This window comes from Holdemania filiformis DSM 12042 (assembly GCF_000157995.1).
Lineage (GTDB): Bacteria > Bacillota_I > Bacilli_A > Erysipelotrichales > Erysipelotrichaceae > Holdemania > Holdemania filiformis.
In genome coordinates this window covers 88,375-109,749 of the sequence record NZ_GG657556.1, presented here as the reverse complement: position 1 = coordinate 109,749, position 21,375 = coordinate 88,375, and the positions used below count along the sequence as shown (strand labels likewise).

Annotated in this window: 21 protein-coding genes; 4 read left to right on the top strand and 17 right to left on the bottom strand. The window is 51.6% G+C overall.

The genetic code is table 11. The annotated features are described in order from the left end of the window. Positions 1 to 12 precede the first annotated feature (12 nt). A complete protein-coding gene (locus HOLDEFILI_RS06365; RefSeq protein ID WP_006058708.1) occupies positions 13 to 2,061 on the bottom strand; it encodes an alpha/beta hydrolase family protein in 2,049 nt (682 codons plus the stop codon). 67 nt (positions 2,062 to 2,128) lie between these two features. After that, entirely contained in the window at positions 2,129 to 3,028 is a 900-nt protein-coding gene (locus tag HOLDEFILI_RS06360; protein WP_050766929.1) for a mechanosensitive ion channel family protein, read from the bottom strand. A gap of 163 nt (positions 3,029 to 3,191) precedes the next feature. Between HOLDEFILI_RS06360 and HOLDEFILI_RS06355 the strand changes: the two genes are divergently transcribed. The 3 genes from HOLDEFILI_RS06355 (at position 3,192) to HOLDEFILI_RS06345 (ending at position 4,823) form a co-directional block, all read left to right on the top strand. Continuing rightward, positions 3,192 to 3,512, top strand: coding sequence for a thioredoxin family protein (locus HOLDEFILI_RS06355; RefSeq protein WP_006058706.1), 321 nt, complete (start codon positions 3,192 to 3,194; stop codon positions 3,510 to 3,512). A gap of 2 nt (positions 3,513 to 3,514) precedes the next feature. After that, positions 3,515 to 4,429, top strand: coding sequence for a thioredoxin-disulfide reductase (trxB, locus tag HOLDEFILI_RS06350; protein WP_039864199.1), 915 nt, complete (start codon positions 3,515 to 3,517; stop codon positions 4,427 to 4,429). 160 nt (positions 4,430 to 4,589) lie between these two features. Then, positions 4,590 to 4,823 (top strand): hypothetical protein, encoded by a 234-nt coding sequence (locus HOLDEFILI_RS06345; protein ID WP_006058703.1) that lies wholly within the window; start codon positions 4,590 to 4,592, stop codon positions 4,821 to 4,823. Between the two features lie 14 nt (positions 4,824 to 4,837). On the opposite strand, the gene dhaS is transcribed toward HOLDEFILI_RS06345, so the two are convergent. The 15 genes from dhaS to HOLDEFILI_RS06270 form a co-directional block, all read right to left on the bottom strand. Continuing rightward, complete coding sequence (gene dhaS / locus HOLDEFILI_RS06340; RefSeq protein ID WP_006058702.1) at positions 4,838 to 5,395, bottom strand: dihydroxyacetone kinase transcriptional activator DhaS; 558 nt, start codon at positions 5,393 to 5,395, stop codon at positions 4,838 to 4,840. A 145-nt stretch (positions 5,396 to 5,540) separates the two neighbouring features. Beyond that, positions 5,541 to 6,542, bottom strand: a complete 1,002-nt coding sequence (locus HOLDEFILI_RS06335; RefSeq protein WP_039864198.1) for a type II toxin-antitoxin system antitoxin SocA domain-containing protein — start codon at positions 6,540 to 6,542, stop codon at positions 5,541 to 5,543. A 32-nt stretch (positions 6,543 to 6,574) separates the two neighbouring features. Then, entirely contained in the window at positions 6,575 to 7,141 is a 567-nt protein-coding gene (locus HOLDEFILI_RS06330) for a hypothetical protein (RefSeq protein WP_006058699.1), read from the bottom strand. Between the two features lie 201 nt (positions 7,142 to 7,342). Then, entirely contained in the window at positions 7,343 to 8,110 is a 768-nt protein-coding gene (gene kduD, locus HOLDEFILI_RS06325; RefSeq protein ID WP_156788858.1) for a 2-dehydro-3-deoxy-D-gluconate 5-dehydrogenase KduD, read from the bottom strand. Between the two features lie 81 nt (positions 8,111 to 8,191). After that, the gene (locus HOLDEFILI_RS06320; protein ID WP_006058697.1) at positions 8,192 to 9,799 is read right to left on the bottom strand and encodes a mannitol dehydrogenase family protein; all 1,608 of its coding nucleotides are present in this window, start codon (positions 9,797 to 9,799) and stop codon (positions 8,192 to 8,194) included. Next, entirely contained in the window at positions 9,790 to 10,869 is a 1,080-nt protein-coding gene (uxuA, locus tag HOLDEFILI_RS06315; RefSeq protein ID WP_006058696.1) for a mannonate dehydratase, read from the bottom strand. Before uxuA ends, HOLDEFILI_RS06320 begins: the two co-directional genes overlap by 10 nt. A 61-nt stretch (positions 10,870 to 10,930) precedes the next feature. After that, positions 10,931 to 11,995: an iron-containing alcohol dehydrogenase family protein gene (locus HOLDEFILI_RS06310; protein ID WP_006058695.1), complete on the bottom strand. Its 1,065-nt coding sequence runs from the start codon at positions 11,993 to 11,995 to the stop codon at positions 10,931 to 10,933. A 3-nt stretch (positions 11,996 to 11,998) separates the two neighbouring features. After that, on the bottom strand, positions 11,999 to 12,676 hold the full coding sequence (locus HOLDEFILI_RS06305) for an RpiB/LacA/LacB family sugar-phosphate isomerase (protein WP_006058694.1): 678 nt from the start codon (positions 12,674 to 12,676) through the stop codon (positions 11,999 to 12,001). 206 nt (positions 12,677 to 12,882) lie between these two features. Next, positions 12,883 to 14,109 carry an ATP-binding protein gene (locus tag HOLDEFILI_RS06300; RefSeq protein ID WP_006058693.1) on the bottom strand — a complete coding sequence of 409 codons (1,227 nt, stop codon included), beginning with the start codon at positions 14,107 to 14,109 and terminating at the stop codon, positions 12,883 to 12,885. 201 nt (positions 14,110 to 14,310) lie between these two features. Beyond that, positions 14,311 to 15,195, bottom strand: a complete 885-nt coding sequence (locus HOLDEFILI_RS06295; RefSeq protein WP_006058692.1) for a class II fructose-bisphosphate aldolase — start codon at positions 15,193 to 15,195, stop codon at positions 14,311 to 14,313. A gap of 60 nt (positions 15,196 to 15,255) precedes the next feature. Further along, on the bottom strand, positions 15,256 to 16,350 hold the full coding sequence (locus HOLDEFILI_RS06290) for a PTS fructose transporter subunit IIC (protein WP_006058691.1): 1,095 nt from the start codon (positions 16,348 to 16,350) through the stop codon (positions 15,256 to 15,258). Between the two features lie 18 nt (positions 16,351 to 16,368). Next, entirely contained in the window at positions 16,369 to 16,680 is a 312-nt protein-coding gene (locus HOLDEFILI_RS06285) for a PTS fructose transporter subunit IIB (RefSeq protein WP_006058690.1), read from the bottom strand. A 141-nt stretch (positions 16,681 to 16,821) separates the two neighbouring features. Continuing rightward, complete coding sequence (locus HOLDEFILI_RS06280; protein ID WP_006058689.1) at positions 16,822 to 17,274, bottom strand: PTS sugar transporter subunit IIA; 453 nt, start codon at positions 17,272 to 17,274, stop codon at positions 16,822 to 16,824. A 37-nt stretch (positions 17,275 to 17,311) separates the two neighbouring features. Further along, on the bottom strand, positions 17,312 to 19,279 hold the full coding sequence (locus tag HOLDEFILI_RS06275) for a BglG family transcription antiterminator (protein ID WP_006058688.1): 1,968 nt from the start codon (positions 19,277 to 19,279) through the stop codon (positions 17,312 to 17,314). Positions 19,280 to 19,556: 277 nt separating this feature from the next. Continuing rightward, entirely contained in the window at positions 19,557 to 20,309 is a 753-nt protein-coding gene (locus HOLDEFILI_RS06270) for a DeoR/GlpR family DNA-binding transcription regulator (protein WP_006058686.1), read from the bottom strand. 73 nt (positions 20,310 to 20,382) lie between these two features. Here HOLDEFILI_RS06270 and HOLDEFILI_RS06265 point away from each other — a divergent pair, with 73 nt between their 5' ends. Beyond that, complete coding sequence (locus HOLDEFILI_RS06265; protein ID WP_006058685.1) at positions 20,383 to 21,171, top strand: 5-deoxy-glucuronate isomerase; 789 nt, start codon at positions 20,383 to 20,385, stop codon at positions 21,169 to 21,171. The last annotated feature ends 204 nt before the right edge of the window (positions 21,172 to 21,375 follow it).

Here is a 21,375-nt window from a genome sequence, read left to right as displayed (position 1 = left end):
GATCTTTCTGGTTTATGCTTCTGTTTCGTTTTCCGTTTCTTCTTCCGGCTCCAGCACGCTGAGATGATCGGTGTACTGATCGAACCACTGCGTGATTTCCTTTAACCGGCGGATCCGGTGAATCGGCTTGCCGGAACGGCTCAGCTCATGATTTTCGCCATGGAACAGGCAGATCCGGGCGTCGACGTTATGCAGCTTCAGCGCCTGGAACATTTGTAAGCCTTCCGCCATCCAGCAGCGGTAATCCTGATCGGAATGGATAAACAACGTCGGCGTCACCGCCTTGTCCGCGTATTTTAATGGCGAGAAGCCCCACATTTTTTCCGGATTTTCCCAGGGCGTCGAGTCCATCTGGCTCATGTTGTGATAGTAGCCGATATCGGTTGTCAGCGACTTGGAGAACCAGTTGGAAATGGAGCGCTGGCTGGCAGCACACGCGAAGCGGTTGGTATGACCGATAATCCAGTTGGTCATAAACCCGCCGTAGCTGCCGCCGGTGACCGCGACACGATGTTCATCGATCATCGGATAGGTCTTCAGCACAAGATCCGTGAACGTCATGATATCAGAATAGTCGACCGTTCCATACTTGCCGCGCAGATCCATAAACGCGTTGCCGCGGCCGTCGGAACCGCGCGGGTTGCAGAAGAACACAAAGTAGCCCTGGGAAGCCCAATACTGCATCTCATGCATGAAGACTTCGCCATACGCCGCTTTCGGTCCACCGTGGATATCCAGCACCGCCGGATAGGTTTTCACCGGATCAAAATCGATTGGTTTCAGCACCCAGCCGTCAATCCGCACGCCGTCGTTGGTGAAGCTGATCTTCTCCGGCTGAGCGACATAGGACTCCGCGAGCACGGCGTCGTTGACATGCGTCAGTTGGATTTCCACGCCGTCTTTCAATTCATACAGCTCCTGCAGCCGCATTTTGCGCATCGCACTCATCACGATCCGGCCGTTCTGCACGTCGAAGAAATCAACAGAGCCTTCCGCCGTCGTTAACGCCCGGCGCTGCCCCTGACGATCAAACACCGTCAGCTCGGAATGGTTATCCCACGTCAACAACGTCCAGATCTCGCCGTTCACGATCTTCCAGCCGCGGCCGCCATACAGCTTGGCATCGCTGCCGACAGAGCTGCCCCACGACAGATCCTCGCCGTTGAGCAGCGTCATCGCACCGCTGGCAATATCAATTGTATACAGCTTCGCGTTCTCGCTGGATCCCCAGGTTTGATAGTCGGTTGCCGTGACGGCCAGCTGGTTATCGTTGAGCCAGCCGAGATGGCCGAAGCTCCATTTGCCCGACGGCACCAACGTCGTCCGCTCGCCGCTGGCCCGGTCAATTAAATACAAGACTGAGGTCTGGCTGTTGACGGAATCGAATTCAGGACCGGCGATTGCGATCTTCGTGTGATCCGGGCTGATTTCCAAATGCCGCACATCCATGTATTTCGGGGATAAGATCTGAGCCTCGTCTGTGCCCGGTTTCACCAGCACGGCCCAGGTTCTTTTTTTATTGATAAAACCGCGGCCGTTAAACCAATACGGCAGCTCATCTAAAACCTCGTAATCCTTTTCTTCTTCCCGCTGCGCCAGCGCCTTGTCGAGTGCCTTGCCTTCCAGCCCCTCTATCGGCAGCTCATCGAGATCCTTCAAGACCAGCGCGGCCAGGGTTTCCCCGTCGACCGGTTTTAAGGCCGTGACCTTCCACGGCAGCGTGAACGCCTTCCGTGCTTCCCCGCCGTTGAGATTGAGGCGGTAATAGGTCGTCTGCGTTTTCCCCTGCTTCGCCGCTTTTTCATCCTCGCCGGTCCGATCGGCCGGAAACAGGATATGTTCCGCGTCTTCAAACAGGAAATTACGTTCTTTGTGGCCTGACGTCAACGGAATGCTGCGTTTCTGATCAAAGTCCCAGCACTTCAGATCGTGCTCATACCCGGTGCCTTCCGCGTTGCTTTGGCTCTGCACATAAACGCAGCGCCGGCCATCCGCGGATAACGTCGCTTCCGACAAATACTGGTATTCTTTAAACGTATCAATTTGAATTGGTTTTGCCATTTTATTCTCCCCCTGCCCCTGAAAATGGAGCTCATTGCCCTTATTTTACCGCTGCCTGAACGCAACGTCAATTTGGTTGTGATGAATCTTCCGCTTCCATTTTAAAATGTACATCCTGCTGCGGATACGGAATGCCGATCCCGGCCTCATCCAGCGCTTCCTTGACCGCCAGACGCAGGCCCCGCTCGACCTCCCAATGCCGTAAGGGCAGCGTGCGGCAGATGACCGTGATGTTGACGGAGGAATCCGCCAACTCCGTAATTCCCTGAACCTTCGGTTCCTCGACGATGACCTCCTTGACCTGCTTGGCATACACCTTGACCGCCTGATCGAGAATTTCCATCACCTGACGGCTGTCCGCTTCATACGGCGTGCTGACCGTAACCTTCGCCAGCGAATCCATCCGGGAATAATTGATCACCCGGCCGATCGTGCCGTTGGGTATGATAATCTGCTGCCCGGCGAAATTTTTCAGGTAGGTCACGCGCATCGCCGTCGCCGTCACGGTGCCTTCAATATCGTCCAGCTTGACATAATCGCCGACCGAAAATTGCTTTTCAAACATCATGAAAAACCCGGTGACCACATCCTTGATTAAACTCTGCGCGCCGATGCCTAATGCCAGCGAGCCAATCCCGGCGGATAACAACAAATTGTTGATCGCGTTGCCGAAGCCCAGCTGCGCCAGGATCATCAAAGCGCAGATGCCGTAGACGACATAACGGAAGGTGCTGCGCGTCATCGTCATCATTGTTTGCACGCGGCGCGCCTGCATTTCCGGCATTTCCTCGGATTTTTTAATCTGCCGGGCGGTTAATTGGGAAATCAGATTCAATACCAGCTTCCCGCCGACGATGATCAGCAGTATGCCGACGCCTTTCCAGAACAACAGCCCGCTGTTTTCAGCGAGCGTGCTTAGAAAACCGTTGAAATAATCCCTGATTGTTTTTCCTAGAATTCCAGTCATGAACATCCCCCTGTCTTGTGCTTAAGTTTAACGAAAATCGACGTCTTATTCAATCCTTCTTCATGGAATTGAAAGATTTCCCGGGGTTTGCAGGCAAATTCCTTGTTTTCCCGCGTTTTTCACGGCTATAATGAAACCAGAATAACATAAAGGAGGATTCGTTATGGCAACGGTAATTACAAAGGATAATTTTGATCAGGAGGTCGTTCATTCCGACCTGCCGATCATGCTCGATTTCCAGGCGCCCTGGTGCATGTACTGCCGGCGTTTAGCCCCGGTCATCGCCAAGCTGGAGAAAGAATTGGAAGGCCGGGTGCGGATCGGGACAGTCGATATTGATCAACAGCCGGAGCTGGAAGAAAAATTCGACGTCAACACGATTCCGTCGCTGATCCTGTTCAAGCAGGGCGTCCAGGGTTCAACGTTGGTCAATCCGCCGTCCCGCGGCGCGATCATGAGCTGGCTGGAAGAACAGGGGATCTGATGATGGAACACGTACAAGTCGTTGTTTTAGGCGGCGGCCCCGCCGGATACACGGCGGCGCTGTATTGCGCCCGGGCTGGTTTCCGCACTGTAATTCTGGAAAAATTGTCGGCCGGCGGCCAGATGGCGACCACCGCGCAGATCGACAATTACCCGGGGTTTGACGAAGGCGTCGATGGTTTTGAGCTGGGCATGAAAATGCAGGCGCAGGCGGAACGGTTCGGCGCAGAAACTTATTTGGAAGAAGTGCTTTCCGTGGATTTAACCGCAGTCCCCAAGAAGATTGTGACCGACAGCCGCGAACTGACGGCGGACGCCGTGATTCTGGCGACCGGTGCATCGGCGCGGAAATTGGGCGTGCCGGAAGAGGATTCACTGGTTGGGCGCGGCGTAGCGTACTGCGCGACGTGCGACGGCATGTTTTATAAGGGCAAGACGGTCGCGGTGATCGGCGGCGGCAACACCGCAGCGGCGGACGCTTTGTTCCTCTCAAGGATTTGCGAAAAGGTGATCCTGATTCACCGGCGCGACACGCTGCGGGCCGACCGGGTTTATCTCAATCCGCTGCAAAGCTGCGATAATCTGGAATTCATCTGGAACAGCACGGTCGACGCCATTCTGCACGATCAGAAGGTTACCGGTCTGCGGCTGCGCGATAAATTCAGCGGTGAGCTGCAGGAAATCGCGTGCGACGGCGTCTTTGTCGCGGTCGGTCAGCTGCCCAACACCACTTTGTTTGAAGGACAGCTGGATCTGGATCATGGATACATCGCCGCGGATGAAACGACGAGAACCTCGCTGCCGGGCGTCTTCGCGATCGGCGACGTGCGCACCAAAGCGCTGCGGCAGGTCATCACCGCTGCCAGCGACGGCGCGGTCGCCAGCCATTTTGTCGAGAAATACCTCGCTTCCCTGTAAGCTTCCATTCTTCTTTGGATGACGGATTTCATGACCGCGGTTTTCCGCGGTCTTTTTTACAGATCGAAATCTGTCTGAAATTACGACACAACGGGCAAACTGCTTATAGGCAAATCCCGATCGTTCCTATATGATAATTTCAGAAAGTAAGGGATGGGAAATGTCATTGGACGCAAAGCTGAAGCAATCACTTTTGGAAACCGCCGCCCGCCATCGGCTGCGCCGCGGCAAATCCGGACGGCAGACCGCCCGCAATCTCGTCGATCTGACCTGCACGCTGAAAAAAAAGGATCTGCCGGAATATGACAGATCGCTGATCAGTGAAGAATGCTTCAATCAGTTGAAAAAAACGAGTATCGAAGACACGACAGCCTGGCTGATCCATCGGATCTAGCCTTTTTCTTTGGCTTAGAACTGCCCCCGCAGTCGCAGACTCGCCATTTTCTCGCTGTCGTTGGCTAATTTTCGAATCCGCAGCGATAAGGATTCCGGGCTTTCCTTCATTCCGCCCCGGACCCAGTCGCGGATAATCCCGCACATTCCATAGCTGTAAAACCGGGAATACAGCCGTACATCCGCCTCCTGCAGCCGCAGACTTCCGTCCAGACGGCGGATCGCTTCCTCAAACAGCGTACAGGTGATCTGGAACAGATAATCCTCAAAACACTGCGGCGAAGCGCTGATCGTATTTTCATAGAAAATCTGATTTTCGCGCATCATGGTCAGCAGCTTTTCCATGTGCTGATGCCAGTTGTCAAAGGTGACGTCGCTGGCCAGATAAACAAACCCTTCCTGATAATAAATCCAGTCCAGCAATTCGTATTTATCCTGGAAATGATAATAGAACGTCTGACGATTGAGTCCGCATTGTTCCGTGATATCCCGCACAGAAATTTTGTTAAAGTCCTTGTGATGGCATAATTCTTTCAAGCCTTCCGCGATCGCTTTTTTCGTCAGATCCGCCATATCCTGCCTCCCGGATCCGCACTTGCCAGACTTTCGGCCGCAAATCCTGTTTCTACGTTAGCTTTATTGTAAGCTATTTTGATCAAAAGGGAAAGAATGAAGCCTGTCCGCTTCTGATAAATGTGATTTTGATCCAAGCTCGGTCTTATTTCATGATTGTCAAAAACCTATCCTCAGCATAAAACCGGATGTCCTCAGGTTTTTCCATATTGTATTTTTCTTTCAGCCGCATGAAATAATCACCGATGGATTCTTTGGGTATGATTCGCCGGGCAGAAGTTAACTTTGGCAAATCTTTACGCGCGTTCAGCCAAGGATCTTCCTGATGCGTAAACTGTTCCAACGTTTTTCCACCGTAACAACAAAAATATTGAACTACGCAATTAATGACAGCCGCTTCAACTTCCGTCATCGCTGGGGAAACCAAAGGAGCGCACGGAATGATCGGATCAAAATGATAAGTCCGGTAACGGTTATAAATATCTCGGTAAACAGGCCCGTGAATCCACGCTTCACAATTCTCAGAAAACAAAAATTCATTATGGAAGGCATAATAAAATCCCTGAATGTAATAGAGTGCTTTTTGTAAGGTCAGCGGGGTGATATCTCCGCATTGATTCAAGATTGTGCGAACAACTGCTTCAATTTTAGAAATAGGTTCATCAGCTTCTAAAATCAAAGCGTCAACTGCTTTTTTACTTTTTTCATAAGCCGCGGTAGTTTTCAGATTTTCTTTCCCCGCTTGCAGCAGTTCGGCATAATAAATTGGATTTTCGTAGATTTTACTCAAGATTTCTGAATATTGTTTCGTTGGCAAATCCCCATCGTAATACCGGGTAAACGTTTGTTCTCCCCATCCAAGAAGCAGGGATAATGGACGTTTCCCGATCGCATATTTTTCAGGAATTGCCCGAATTACTTCTAAGGAAACAATCCCTTTACGGCGGCGATATTCATCATATAGAGTTTTAAGATTAAAATCATTGATTTCCGGTATGTAAAGTAAGGAACCGCATTCCGGACATCGAGCTTCTTTTCCAAGGAAGTGAATTTCTTCGTTTTTAATTCGTCCATTCATACTGGTTTCAGTCAAAATGAATTCAACCTCTTTCCGACATTCTTCACAAAGTACATACTTTTTTTCCATTTTCATTTCTCCTTTTCCTTATCTTCCTTGTTTCATCCGCACTCAGCAACTCCAAAGCATGCATTCATCTTAAATATCGATGAGAAATTTGTCTTCACGCTGGTTAACGAGTTCGTTTTCACTCCGCTCTCCACGGACATTAAGCTTGTTTTAGACGGCTCATCGCTTTGCGGTAATCTTCTTTTGTCCTGTTGAAAGAGCGTTTTTATCGGCTTATGTAAAGGATGAAATGAGATTACGACCACACGTTCTCCATTTTTCAATCGGATGATGTTAAATTTCGTATAAATCTGTACTCGTTCCTTTCTATCATCCCCATGATAGAGTTCCGCGTGTGGCGCAAAAACATAGAGAGTCTCATATTCATAACCAGGTTTTGTATTCTTCAGGGAATGACAAAAATCTTCGACTTGAATATTCAATAGGATCGCTTTTTGCTTTGACGAATAGATATTGTATTCTCTGATGAAATCCATGTTTTCTTTTCGATTTTCATTTTGAGATAAAATGTAATTATCATTCACTATGCATTCTTTTATTCTTTTCAAAAGTACCGCAATTTCTTCATACGAGTAATTTTGATTGTAATTCAGATTCACAAGCGATCACCTCAATAGAATATTACCCTCAATTATGATATAAGTCAATTAAATTGTATCAATTGATACATTTAACATCTATTTATTCATCAAGATTCCTGATTCATGAAGTTTTCATGGCAAGAGCTTGAACAAAGGAAAAGACCGGCTTCCCGCAGGGAAAAACCGGCCTTGGATTCAATCTTTGATTCGATAACTTCTTTAGCGCGCCAGCCAGCCGCCGTCGACAGGAATCGTCGCGCCGCAGATATAGTCGGAAGCTTCGCTTGCCAAAAAGACCACCGGTCCCTGCAGCACGGACGGATCGCCCCAGTAACCGATCGGCAGACGGTCGAGCACTTCTTTGTTGCGGACCGGGTCGTCCTGCATCGCCTGCGTCAGCGGCGTCTTCATGTAGCCCGGCGCGATGGCGTTGACGTTGATATCCTTACTTGACAGTTCGTTGGCCATTTCCTTCGTCAGTCCCATAATCGCCGATTTGCTGGCGGTGTAAGCCGGCACGAGGATGCCGCCGGTGAACGAAAGCATGCTTGCGATATTGATGATTTTACCGCGGGTTCCCTGCTTCACCATCTGATTGGCCGCACTCTGCGAAAGCAAAAAGACCTGCTTCAGATTCAAATTCAGCGTGTAATCCCAATCCGCTTCGGCGTATTCCAGAAACGGCGCGCGGCGGTTGACGCCGGCGTTGTTCAGCAGAATATCCAGATGCCCGTAGACATTAACGACTTCCGCGACGATCTCGTCGGTCAGCGCTTTAGTCGGTTTCGATAAATCCGCCTTCATGTAATGATAACGGCGTCCAAGCTTTTCGATCGCTTCCCGGATATTCGTATCGTCGCCATGGCCGATGTTGAAAATATCCGCGCCGTTTTCCGCCAGCCCGACGCACATCGCATAGCCCAGTCCCCGGTTGGCCCCGGTGACTAACGCGACCTTGCCCGCCAGCATTCCTTCTTTATAAATCATATTCATCCTCCTCACTCAGTTACTCTAACAATAGCACAAAAATCCGGTTTTGTATCGGTCATTTATCTTTTCACAAGCGTTTCAATCTAACTGTTCATGCAAGGTTTGCCGCACAGCGCCCGGGCCTTGCAGCATCGCGGTCAACAGAGCTTCCACCCGTTCAATAAGACCTGCGGTTTCCAGATCCAGTCCGAAAATCGCGGAATTCTTTAAAATAGCACGCACGCCGGTAAGCGGCGGACAGGTCTGCCCCAGCGTTATGGCTTCCAGCAGCGGCTGCAGCGTGTCCAACAGCGGATCCGGACTTAACGGCATCGGCTGCCCCTGATCATCAATCCCCAACAGATAACGCAGCCATCCGGCATAGACGAGCGGGATCGCCTTTAAATCGGAAAGCGGGCGGCCTTCCTTCAAATATGCCTTGACGGTTTCGCCAAACCGCACGCCCAGCTTCTGCGAGGTATCGGTCGCAATCCGCTGCGGCGTATCCGGCATAAAGGGATTCGGGATGCGCAGCGTCAGCACTTCGTCAAGAAATTGTTCCGGTGCCAGAATTCCCGGGTTTGTCACAACCGGAAGCCCTTCCACCCGGCCGATCCGTTCCGCCAGCCGCTTTAAATCCGGATCCTGCATTTCCGCACTGATTTTGGTAAAGCCGAGCAGACAGCCGAATACGGCCAGACCGGTATGCACCGGATTCAGACAGGTCGAAACCTTCATCCGCTCCACCTGTTCCACCGTCTGCCGGTCCGCGAACATCACGCCGGCTTTTTCCAGCGGCGGACGGCCGTTGGGGAAGCGGTCCTCAACGACGAGATACTCGCACTCCTCCGCGTTGACAAACGGCGCGATGTAGGTATGCCTGGCCGTTATGATCGGGCTGACATCCTCCACTCCGTCCTGCTTCAATAACGCTTCAATCGCCGGATCCGGCCGCGGCGTGATCTTGTCGATCATCGTCCATGGGAAACTAACCTGACCTTCATCCTGCACATAGTCCAGAAAGCCCGCTTCCATCTTGCCCGCGCGCGTCCAGCCTTCAGCCATCGTCACAATCGCCTGTTTCAGCTTTTCACCGTTGTGCGAACAGTTATCCATACTGACCAGCGCGATCGGCAGCGCCCCGTTTTGATACCGTGCGGAAAGCAACGCAGCAACCTTGCCGATATAGCTGCGCGCCGCCTGCGGCCCCCGTTCAAACTCAGCGGCGATCTCCGGCAGAATCTGCCCTTTTTCATCGCGGACACGATACCCTTTTTCCGTGATCGTAAAGCTGGCCAGCTGCAGGCTCGGCTGAATGAATATGTTTCTTAACGTCGTGAAATCCGTACTGGCCGGATCGAGCTTCAAGGCGGCGGCCAGACTGCCGATCACCGTTTTTTCCACGCTGCCCGAGGCTTTCAGGGTGACCAGGATATTCAAATCATCATGAGGATTGAGCATCCCGTCGACAATTTCATCATCATACCCTTCCGCCGCGATCAGACCTTCCGAAACTTCCCCGGCTTCGATCAGCTTCTGCATCAGCCGCGTCTGATACGCGCGGAAGATATTCCCGGCGCCAAAATGAATCCAGCGCGGCGTGGCCAACGTCGCCTGGCGCATCCGCCCGCGGTCGTATTGCGGCAGCGTGTAGCCATGATCCAGCCAGACTTGCCGGTCTTTCAGTCCTTCATCAGTTAATCGCATACGCGGCCCTCGCTTTTGACAATCGCTTCCCACAGACCGTTGAGATAAGCCGCACCCAGCGCCCGGTCATACAGACCATAGCCCGGCATCGCTTTCTCGCCCCAGATCATCCGGCCATGATCCGGACGGATCGGGCCGTCGAAACCGATATCGAACAGCGCTTTCATAATTTCATACATATCGAAGCTGCCGTCGCTGGACAGATGCGCGCTTTCCTCAAAATCATCCGGCGTATTAAACTTCAGGTTGCGGACATGCGCGAAATGAATCCGGCCTTTTAACGAGCGGATCATGTGCGGCAGATCGTTTTCCAGGTTTGTTCCATAAGAACCGGAACAAAACGTCACGCCGTTGTGCGGATTATCGACCATCTTCATCATCCGCTGAAGATTGCGCTCGTTGATAATAATCCGCGGCAGACCGAAGACGCTCCAGGCCGGATCATCCGGATGGATCGCCATGTTGATATCATACCGGTCGCAGACCGGCATAATCGCTTCCAGGAAAATGCGCAGATTTTCAAACAGCTGCTGCTCATCAACGCTGCGGTACAGCTCAAACAATTCCTTGATCCGGTCCATCCGTTCCGGTTCCCATCCCGGCAGGATAAAGCCGTTGGTGTCTGCGCCGATCGAAGCGAACATCTTTTCCGGATTCAATTCGTCCACCGCTTTCTGCGTGTACGCCAGCACCGTCGAACCGTCCGGACGCTTGCGGGCCAGCTCGGTCCGCGTCCAGTCGAAAACCGGCATAAAATTATAACAGACCATGTGGATGTCCGCTTTGCCCAGGTTTTCCAGTGTCTGAATATAATGATCGATCATTTCGTCGCGCTGCGCCGTTCCCGCTTTGATCGCATCGTGAACGTTGACGCTTTCAATCCCGCTGACGCGCAGTCCGGAAGCTTCGACCTCATCTTTCATCGCCGCGATCCGCTCAGGCGTCCAGATTTCACCCGGCAGCGTGTCATACAGCGTCGTGATGACGCCGCGGACGCCCGGAATCTGACGGATTTGTTCAAGCGTTACGGAATCGTAGCCGGTTCCATACCAGCGTAGTGTCATTTCCATAGGTTTTATTTCCTCCTTTACCTAAAAGAAAAGGGACGGCTTGTCCCTTTGTTCAGACTGTTTAGCCTGCGTAGTTTTCAAGATCGTCGATCGCCTTGCGGATCAGCGCCTGGGTGACCGGATACGGAACATGGTTGAGTTCCTGATTTTTTTCGGCCATTTCCAGCACGTCGCTTAACGGATCGTCCTTGCTCAGCTCCAAATCGGCCAGACAGACCGGCAGACCGATCTGCCGATGGAAGGCGTGGGCTTTTTGAAGCATTTCCATTTGGCCATCCATCATCAGCTGCACCAGCGTGCCGTAGGATACAACCTCGCCATGCAGATGGTTCTTCTCGATATGCTCGCGCACTGTCAGCCCGTAGAACAGAGCGTGCGCCAACGCGGAGTTGTAATCGGGATGGACAAGCAGCGAAACGCTGCCGGTGGAGATCAGGATATTCTGGATGATCTGTTCCAAATCGTCGCTGACTTCCTGATTTTTCGCTGCGCGCAGCGCGCTGACGCCATGGGCGATCACCGGTTCAAAGCACATCGCGCTGATCGTACGGCCCAGTTCGCTGGCATAATCCAACTGATCGTTGCGGGCAGAGAACGTACATTCCACATGCTTCGCCATCGTATCGCCGATGCCGGCCCATAAATACTGAATCGGCGCTTCGGCAATGACCGAAGTCGGAATCAGGCAGTGCACCGGCGCGGCCTTCAGCTTCGGAATATCCTTGAATGAACCGTCGGCGTTATACATGATGCTGATCTTGGTTACCGCCGCGCAGGTGGAGGCGATCGTCGCGATCGTGACGACCGGTTTTCCCAATTGATCGCCGGCCAGCTTCACCGTGTCCAGACATTTGCCGCCGCCGATGCCGATCAGTACGTCCGCGCGACGCACATCCGGATCCTCTGTCAGCCTGGCGACGTTCTCATAGGTTGCTTCCTGTCCGTAACAGACTTCCCTGACGACGTCCAGCGAACCCAGCGCCGGAGTTAACAGCGCCTGACAGGCGGCATAGGCTTTCGCGCCATGAATCAGCGCTACCTTACGTCCGTAAGCGGAAACGACACGTTCCAGATCATTCAGTGCGTCCGGGCCGATCGTATAGCGCGGAAGGGTCACGTTTTTCATATTTTATTTGCCTAAGACTTCACGAACATACGCTTCCAGCTCGGCGTTCTGGCAGCCGGCGAAGAAGCAGTCCTGGAACCGCTGCGTCAGCGCTTCCTTGACCATGTTCTGATCAAGCGCCTTCAAGCCTTCCAGAACCGGCTTGCCTACTGCGGCCTTCACTTCGTTTAACAGCGCAGCATTGCGGTTCTGCGATTCCTTGCGGCCCGGCTCATTCGGATAGCCCATGCCCTTCGGAGAACTGAATGCTTTTTCAAAAATGGTGTGGATATTCAGCTCGCCGCCCCAGCCGAAGCCTTTCGCATAAGGGATCGACAGTGCGTTACCGTTGTTGATCTGCAAGAACAGGTAGGCGTCCGACGGTTCGATGCAATAGCCGCAGACAACGCCCGGATATGCGTTCAGCGACATCAGCGCGCCCTGGCCAGTGCCGCAGCCGGTAACGACAAAGTCCACCGCACCGCTGTTGAGCAGCAGGCAGGCCTGAATGCCCAGATGCAGATAGGTCAGACGTGGATTTTCTTCCGTATACGCTTCCGGAACGTCCTTGTCCAGCAGCGGTTTTGCCATCGCGGTGTTATAAACGGTGTGGCCCATCGGTTCGACAACGTCTTTCAGCTGTTCCAGAATAATCGTGTTCTTCGGGGCCTGGCTGAATTCATTCATTAATGCAATTTTCATGTGTTTGTTTCTCCTTTTCTTCTTTTTAACAGGAACATCGTTTTCCTGTTCCTGTCTATAAAAGTATCATAAACGATTCGCTCCGGATTATCAATCCTCGTCATTTTAATGTGGTAAATTGTCGTTTATCCGCCCTGCCAAAATGGAAAAGCAAAATAATGTGATCCGATCAATGCCCCTTGCCCAGGTCTTTGTTTTCAGTTTGACTACAGTACTGATACAGGACAGTACCAGGACTGGCGGTTAAACGGAATCAGCTCGTCGCTCAGACATAGAATTATTCCCGGCTGAACGTCGAGATGAAACTGCTGCAGAACATTAAAATTCTTATCCGGTTTCGAAGGTTCCTTGCCTTTCTTAATCTCGATCGGCGTGATCTGATCCCCATTCATAACAAGCAGGTCGATCTCCTTCTTATCCGTATCCCGGTAATAGAACAAATCGACAGGTTTGCCGGCATTGTAATAACTCTTAACAATTTCCGTAACGACATAAGTTTCAAAGAAGGCACCATCCATCGCACCATTCGCCAAGGTCTCCGCATTCGGCCACCGGCATAAATAAGCCGCAAGTCCTGTATCCATAAAATAAACTTTAGGAGTTTTGACCAACCGTTTGGAAATGTTGGAAAAATAAGGACGCAGAATAAAAATCACGCCGGACCGCTCCAGAATGGATATCCAGGATTTAGCGGTCGGCAAGGAAACGCCAATCGTCTTAGCGATTTCATCATATTTCAACTCCTGCCCCGTCCGGGCAGCGACAAAGACTAGAAAATCATAAAACTCATTCAGTTTTCCAACCTGCGCCAAGTCTTGAATGTCACGTTCAAGATAGGTATTGATATAGTCCATATAGTAACGATCGTTGTCAAGATCACTAACACGCAATTTAGGCATGCTTCCGCGATAGATATCCTCATAAATCGTATGGATATCCTTCTTCACGCTGGTTTTCAGACGTTCCCGCAAAGATTTTAGATCCGGCTGAAAAAGTCCGACGGGACGTCCCTCGATCTCAGCGGCCGACAATCCGGCCATATCAAAAACGGCAACCCGGCCTGCCAGAGATTCAGAAACACCCTGCATCATTTTAAATTTCTGCGATCCGGTAATCCAAAACATCCCATTGTTCTCTTCGCCCGCAAGCGCCTTCTCATCGACAATCTTTTTCATTTCCAAAAGGAGCGAAGGAACACGTTGGATTTCGTCGATCAACAGCGGTGATCCATAAGTTTCAAAAAAAAGTGCAGGATCCTGAATTGCCAGTCTGCGGGCATTGCCGTCATCCAGTGTGACATAGCGCCGATCCGGTTCCTTGATATGATTCAGCATTGTGGATTTTCCCACCTGACGCTGACCGCAAACCATGACGACAGGATAATAGCGAGAGGCATTTAAAATCTGATTTTCTAAGTGTCTTTGAATATACATGAAAGCACCTTCTTTCGATATTTTTAAAGTATAACTTTATTTTACCCGCATTTTCCGAATAAATCAAATATAGAAAATTGTATTTTCATCTGCTTAATAACCTTCATTAGATATCGACCTAGGGTCATATAAAAAACCGCACAGACAACAAACGAGCACCTTGGGTAAGATGCTCGCTTATTTACTTATAAATGGGAGGATTTATTCGTTGCCGGTCGAAACTGATTCGCCGTAGAAATACTGGTTATTGGAGCCGATCATCCGGATATATTCCTTTACAAACTGCTTCACCGCGGCTTCCGCCGTCATGCACAGCTCCAGATAATCCGCGTTCGGTTTGACTTCCAGCTTTTCCAGCATCGCGTTTTTCGCGGCATGGAAAGCGTCGGTGCAGACGTTGATCTTGTTGATGCCGCCGGCGACGGCCTTGCGGATGTTTTCTTCGCCGCTGCCGCTGCCGCCATGCAGAACCAACGGCATAGCCAGCGCTTTTTTCAGCTCGGCCAGACGTTCAAAGTTCAGCTCCGGCACATAGCCCTTCGGATAATCGCCGTGCGCTGTGCCGATCGCTACCGCCAAAGCGTCGCAGCCGGTGTCTTCCACAAACTTCTTCGCTTCTTCGACGTTGGTATACAGGTCGACCTTACTGTTGTCGCCGTCGGCAGCCTGGCCGACATGACCCAGCTCCGCTTCAACGCAGATTCCGTGCGGATGCGCCAGCGCGCAGACAACGGAAGTCCGCTTGACGTTTTCTTCATAAGGATAGGAAGAAGCGTCGATCATCAGACTGGTGAAGCCGTTGTGGATGGCCGTGACCATATCTTCCAGCTTTCCGCCGTGATCCAGGTTTAACGCAACCGGAATGCTGGCGCGTTCAGCCAGTTCCTTGACCAGCGGAACGATCTCCGTCAGATGCGCATGCTTGCCGATCTGACCCGGACCCATCTGAACGATAATCGGGGAATGTTCTTCCTCGGCGGCGCTGATCACCGCGCGGGCCATTTCCATATTGATGCTGTTGACTGCCATCACCGCGTAATTATGCTTGTGCGCGTGCTGCAGAATATCCTTCATCGAAACTAACATAGATCTCCTTCTTTCTTTCCTTAATATAATTACAAATGGCTTAGAGACTGAACGTTAAGCTTACAGATTGATGTCCAGGTCGACGATTTCTTCTTCCTCTTCCTGGCCTTCCTCGCTTGGCTTCTTGATTGCCGAGTAGATGACGCCGGTCGCAACCGAGCCGACAACTAAGGCGATCACCGCCCACAGCCAGTTGGTCATCATCGGGAAGACGAAGATTCCGCCGTGGCCGGCAACCGATTCAACGCCCATCGCAACAGCGATGCCGCCAGCTAAGGCTGAACCGATCATGGAAGCCGGAATGAAGCGAGCCGGATCCGCTGCCGCAAAAGGCAGGACGCCTTCAGTAATGAAGCACAGACCCATTGGGAACGCGGTTTTCGCGGTTTCTTTTTCAGTAGCCGAGAATTTTTTCGGTGTTAACAGCGTGGAAACGAAGACGCCGCACGGTGGCGTCATGCCGCCGATGATCTTGGCTGACATTGGTCCATAGATACCGTCAGCACCCAGTGCATTGGCTGCCATGGAAGCTGTCTTGTTGACCGGACCGCCCATATCGAAGCCCATGCCTGCGCCGATAACTGCGCCGATGATGAACTTGGAGCCGCCGTTGAGGCTCATGATCCAGCCCTGCAGAGCGTTCATGGCAATCGCCATCGGTTTCGCTACGATCGCGAAGAAGGCCACGCCGCAGACAAAGGTTGCGATAACCGGAATAATCATAACCGGCATCAGACCGACCATCCACTTCGGAAGTTTCCAGGTCTTCATCCACTGGATGAAATAACCGATCACAAACGCCATCAGCAGACCGCCTAAGAAGCCGGCTTTCGACTGGTTAGCCGCATAGCCGATAATGAAGCCCGGCACGATGCCCGGACGTTCGGCGATCGAGTAGCAGACGCCGGCCGTCATGACCGCAACGCCGAAGCTCATCGCGTAGTCAGATAATTTGGAAATCATCCACCAGAACTGTTTCCAGTCGAAGCAGTTCAGGTTGGTGAAGATGGTTGCGCCCGCTTCCGGCGCATAGTTGCCAACTTCCCATCCGCCGAAGCCTTTCGCTAAGGCGCCCAGGATACCGCCGGCCACGATCATCGGAATCATGTACGAGATGCCGGTCATCATGTGTTTTTTTAAGTTCAACTTTTTCATGGATTCATCTACCCCTTTTTATTTTTGGATTTTCTTTTCGATCGTGGCGATCAAGCTTTTTGGATTCTTCATCGCGACGCTGATCGGAATGTCAACGGTCGGCTTGCCGGCAAAACGTTCCATTCCGCTGACGGCGATATCATGCGCGACGATGACAACGTCGGCCGCGGCGATATCTTCCGCTGTCAGTTTGTTCTGTGCGCCGATCGTCCCCTGCGTTTCGATCTTGCACTGATGGCCCGCGGCCTCCGCTGCGTTCTGGATTTTCTCCGCAACGATATAGGTATGCGCGATGCCTGCGGTACAAGCTGTAATTCCTACAATCTTCATTTGGGTTCACCTCCCATCCTTTGTATTCTTTGGCATGATCATAATTTATCATGTTGCAAGCGCTTTAGTTTAACAACTAAGGGAACTTTATTACGGTAATTTTTTGATTAAGTAACGATTAAATTGCGGTAATTTTGGTTATCAGTTGAGGAACAAATCGATCAACTCTTGCTTTGTTGTGACTTTCTGCAGCTTCTCCACGCGCTCGTCATTGCCCAGCTTGCCGGCCAGCTCCGCCAGCAGCATCATGTGGTTGGACGCGAAATCAGCGTCGTCGCTGACGCAGAACAGGAAGACCAGATTGATCGGTTCGTCGTCGTAGCTTTCCCATTCAATCTCATTCTCGCAGCGGCCGATCGCGATCCCGATCTTTTTGACGGCATGACTTTTGCCATGGGGAATCGCGATGTGATTGCCCATCCCGGTAATGCCTTCCGCTTCCCGGACGTAAATGTCCTTGACGAACTGCTCGACGTCCTCAATGTAGCCTGCCTCCAGCAGATGCGCGCTCAAATCGCGCAGCACTTCGTCTTTCGTCGTGCTTTTCAAATGCAGGTCGATGATGTTTTCATCCAGAATATCCGCTAATGCCATACGTTTTCTCTCCTTATCGTAGCTTTGCTTGTTAAAATTACTTGATTAAATACTTGTAAAAATCAACGTTGGTCTGGAAATTACGCAGGACGTTGACCTGCTCGTCGGTTCCGACCAGCTTGATGTACTGCTTATAAAAAGCCTGGGTGCGGCGGATCTCAAAGTCGTTGGTCATTTTGACGACTAACAGGAAGATCACGTCGACTTGTTCGCTGTCCCACAAAATGGGCTTTTCCAGCGTGGCGATGACGACCCGGGCTTCGTTGATCTCATTTTGATCGCCATGAGGAATCGCGACGCCGTTGCCGATCGAGGTCGGCGTAAACGCTTCACGGTCCAGCACCGTCTTCACATATTTGCGCGTGACATAGCCCTTGCGGACCAGGCGGTCGCACAGAAATTTCAACAATGCCGGTTTGTCGTCGATTTCCAGATGCGTAAAGATCAGATCCGGCTCGAACAGCTGGTGGCAGTCGGCGTCAAACTGAGCTTCGCTGACCTTGTTGAGGATCGTGTTGCGGATCCAGTGATTGATCTTCTGGATCGAAGCGTCGGACAGGAAATCATCGATTTCCACAATCCGCGGATCGTGAAGCCCCAGTTCCCGCGTCGTCAGGATCAGATCGACATCTTCGACCTTTTCAATCTTAAAATCGTGAACGCTGACCACCTTTACCGAATGAATCAGACTGAACGAGCGGCAGATCTTATCGCACAGCATCTGATTGATGCCCATGCCCGAGGCGCTGACCAGCATCGTCCGCACCGGATTCTCGTTGCGTTCCAAGGCGGATTGGATATACAGCACGATGTAGCCCAGCTCATCCTCGCTGACCTTGAGATCGAAGTATTCCTCAAACAGCACGGAAATCAGCCAGGCCACCCGGAACGTCTTTTTGTATTCCGTCTTGATATAATTGGTCAGCCCGTTGGTATGCCCGCGCTCATAGCGCAGCCGGAACAGCGTCGGCCGCATGTGAATCAGCAGCCCGTGCACCAGCGCTTCGTCATGCGTCAGATCGACGTTGAGGACATTGCTGACAACGGAGATGATCTTGCGGACAAATTCCTGCAGCTTGTTGTCATACTCCCGCAGCACCTCGCCGCTGTCGGCGCTGTAGCCGCTGTCGATCAGCTTTGAGCATAAAATCTGAATCGATAAAAACGCTTTTTCCTCGGTCGGTAGCGTCATGTTGAAATGCGCCCCAAGCTTTTTGAAAATTGCTTCGGCAAAGCTGTATTCGTTGTATTTCTGAAGCATTTCCAGCTCCTCGTCCGAGAACTTCAGCTTGCGTCCGTTTTTCTGCTGATTCTGATAAATGGCCAGCGACGCGTAAACAAGCACCTCGTTGAATGATTCCTCGGCAAACTCAAAGCTCCATTCCTTCTCTGTTTCCATAATTCCGCGCCGGATCGCATCGAGATCCAGCCCCGGCATGAAGAACAAAATGCTTTCCTCCACGTTGGTCTCGGTATCGAATTTCAGAATGAAATGCTTCAATGCCAGCCGGTAGGACACTTCGTTGTAGGCCAGCTCCAATCCCTTGTTGCGCACGACGTTCAGCTCGATGTTGAACAGCTTCAGCCAGCTGCGGCAGTCGTTGATCACCTTGAGCGTCGTCGGGACGCTGAGATAGAGCTGGGAGGCCAGCTGCTTGGTCGTCAGCGTGTTGTTCTTCGTGCTTTTCAAGATCAGCTTCAACGCTGTCGCGGTGCGGATCTGATCGTTCTGCAGCACGTCCATGTTCGCCGAATTGTTGATCAGCGAATTGATTTTCAGCCGCTGCTGCGGGTCGGCGTCCAGCCAGATCCCGATCCTGGGCTTCTTGCATATCTCGCCCAGCTGGTTGTCCAGCAGCATGTTGTTGATGACTTCCACTTTCGTGCGGATCGTTTTTTCTGACAGTCCAATTTCTTCCGCCAGCTGGCCCGTGGTCACCATCTCTTTATTCAGCAGCGCCTTTAAGATCAGCTGGGTGTAGTAATTAGACTTTTGATCATTCATTTTGTCACCGCCCTTCCCTCGTCAATAAAATAGCATACTTTCCAAGCCCGGCTGAAAGAAAAACGGGAACAGAAATCCGGTAATTTTTTGCTTGTTGTTTCACGAATCCCTGAAAAAGCGGGTAAATTCCCTTTTACAAAAGCTTTTTTTATGTTTTATGTACGAAATCAAAAGTTACTCAACTTAATCAAGACCTTATCAAATCCTGATTGACAACCTATCGGTCAGCCACTATGATAAACATGTCCAGGCAAGAGAAAAGCCCGGTTTTCCGGGCTTAATCGATCAGCTGGATTTTGAGATTCTTGAAATACTGCCGGTACTTCTCATTCGGTTCTTCATCGGTGATGATTCCGGTAATGCCTTCAAGATCGAAAAACTTATTAAACGCCACCGTGCCGAATTTTGAGTGATCGGCGACAATCCAGACCTCTGCGGAATTCTGGATCACATGCCGCTTGATCACGCCTTCGTTAAAATCGGTATTCGTCAGCCCCTTGGAAATCGACAGGCCGACCGTGGAAACGAACGCTTTATTATAGTAGTACGGATAGAACGAGGTATCGGAGAAGAACGTCTGGGTTTCCCTCCGCAGCTTCCCGCCCAGGCAGATGCCCGTCAGGTTCTCCGCTTCCGTCAGCGCGTTCATAACATGCAGGCTGTGGGAGATCACCGTGACCTCCTGCTGATGAAGATAGGGGATCATCGTATAGGCGGTGGAGCCTGAATCCACAAAAATCACGTCGCCGTCCTGCACCTGCCGCGCCGCCAGCTGGCCAATCCGGGCCTTGGCCGCCGCGTTGGTGCGCAGCCGGGAAGACAGCGTCGGCAAGGTCGCCGCGCTGATTTTCTCCGGTTTAGCCAGAACGCCGCCGTACACCTTGGTGATCACATTGCGGTCCTCCAGCTCCTTCAAATCCCGCCGCAGCGTCTGCACGGAGATATTGAACAGCTGCTGAAGCTCCTCATTGCTCACCGAGCGGTTTTTGCGGATGTAGGCTTCCATCTCCTGCAAACGATTGTATTTCATGATTTTCCCGACCTTTCAACTTTCTTCATTATAGACAAGTTGAATCCCTGTGACAAGCAGAAAGGAGTTCACAATGTTAAGAAAAAATGAGAATCTGCATTCCGGTTTTAATCAAATCTGCGATGGTGAAAAAGATCAAATGTTCATGAACATCCAGCTGTTGATCGGACGGCAAGGGGAATCCTGGCCGGTCCAGTCCGAAGATCAGGAAACGGCGCTGCTGCTGTTAAGCGGCAAGGTTACCTTCCATTATGCGGATCAGACCGTCACCGCCGAGCGACAGGACTGCTTCCATGACGACGCGACCTGCCTGCATGTCTGCCGGAACACGCCGGTGACGCTGGTTTTCGAGGAAGACGGCGAGGTGCTGGTCCAGCAGAAGGAAAACCCGCGGATTTTCCCGGCCGTGCTGTACGACAAATCCAACATCGACAAACAGTTCTTCGGTGAGGGTAAGCTCGCGGCGACAACCAAGCGCCAGGTCACGACAATCCTGGATTACCAGCGCACTCCGTATTCCAACATGGTGCTGGGAGAAATCACCAACTTTCCGGGTATTTGGAGCAGCTATCCGCCGCATCATCATCCCCAGCCGGAGGTCTACTTCTACAAATTTGATCATCCGCAGGGCTTCGGCAGCTGCTTCATGGGTGAGGACGTCTATAAAATCACGCACAACAGCGTCGCGATGATCCCGGGCGGTCTGACCCATCCGCAAAATGCCGCGCCGGGCTACGCGATGTTCTATGTCTGGATGATTCCGCATCTGGAAGGTAATCCGTGGATCAAGACACGCACCTTTGACCCCGATCATGAATGGGTCAACGATCCGGACGCTGAATTCTTCCAGTTGGACAAATAAAGCATTTCCTCCCGCGGCGGAATCCTTCCGGCAATCTTGCCCGGACTGATATCCGCCGCCCCAGCCCATTATAAAAAAGGAGAAACAGAAATGAATAAACTTTATGAAATGGTCACCCGTTTTCCGCAGACGGAAGTGTGGAACGACTCCTGCAGCTGCAAGGAACTGCAGTACGCGATCGACAACGGCGCCAGCGGCGCGACA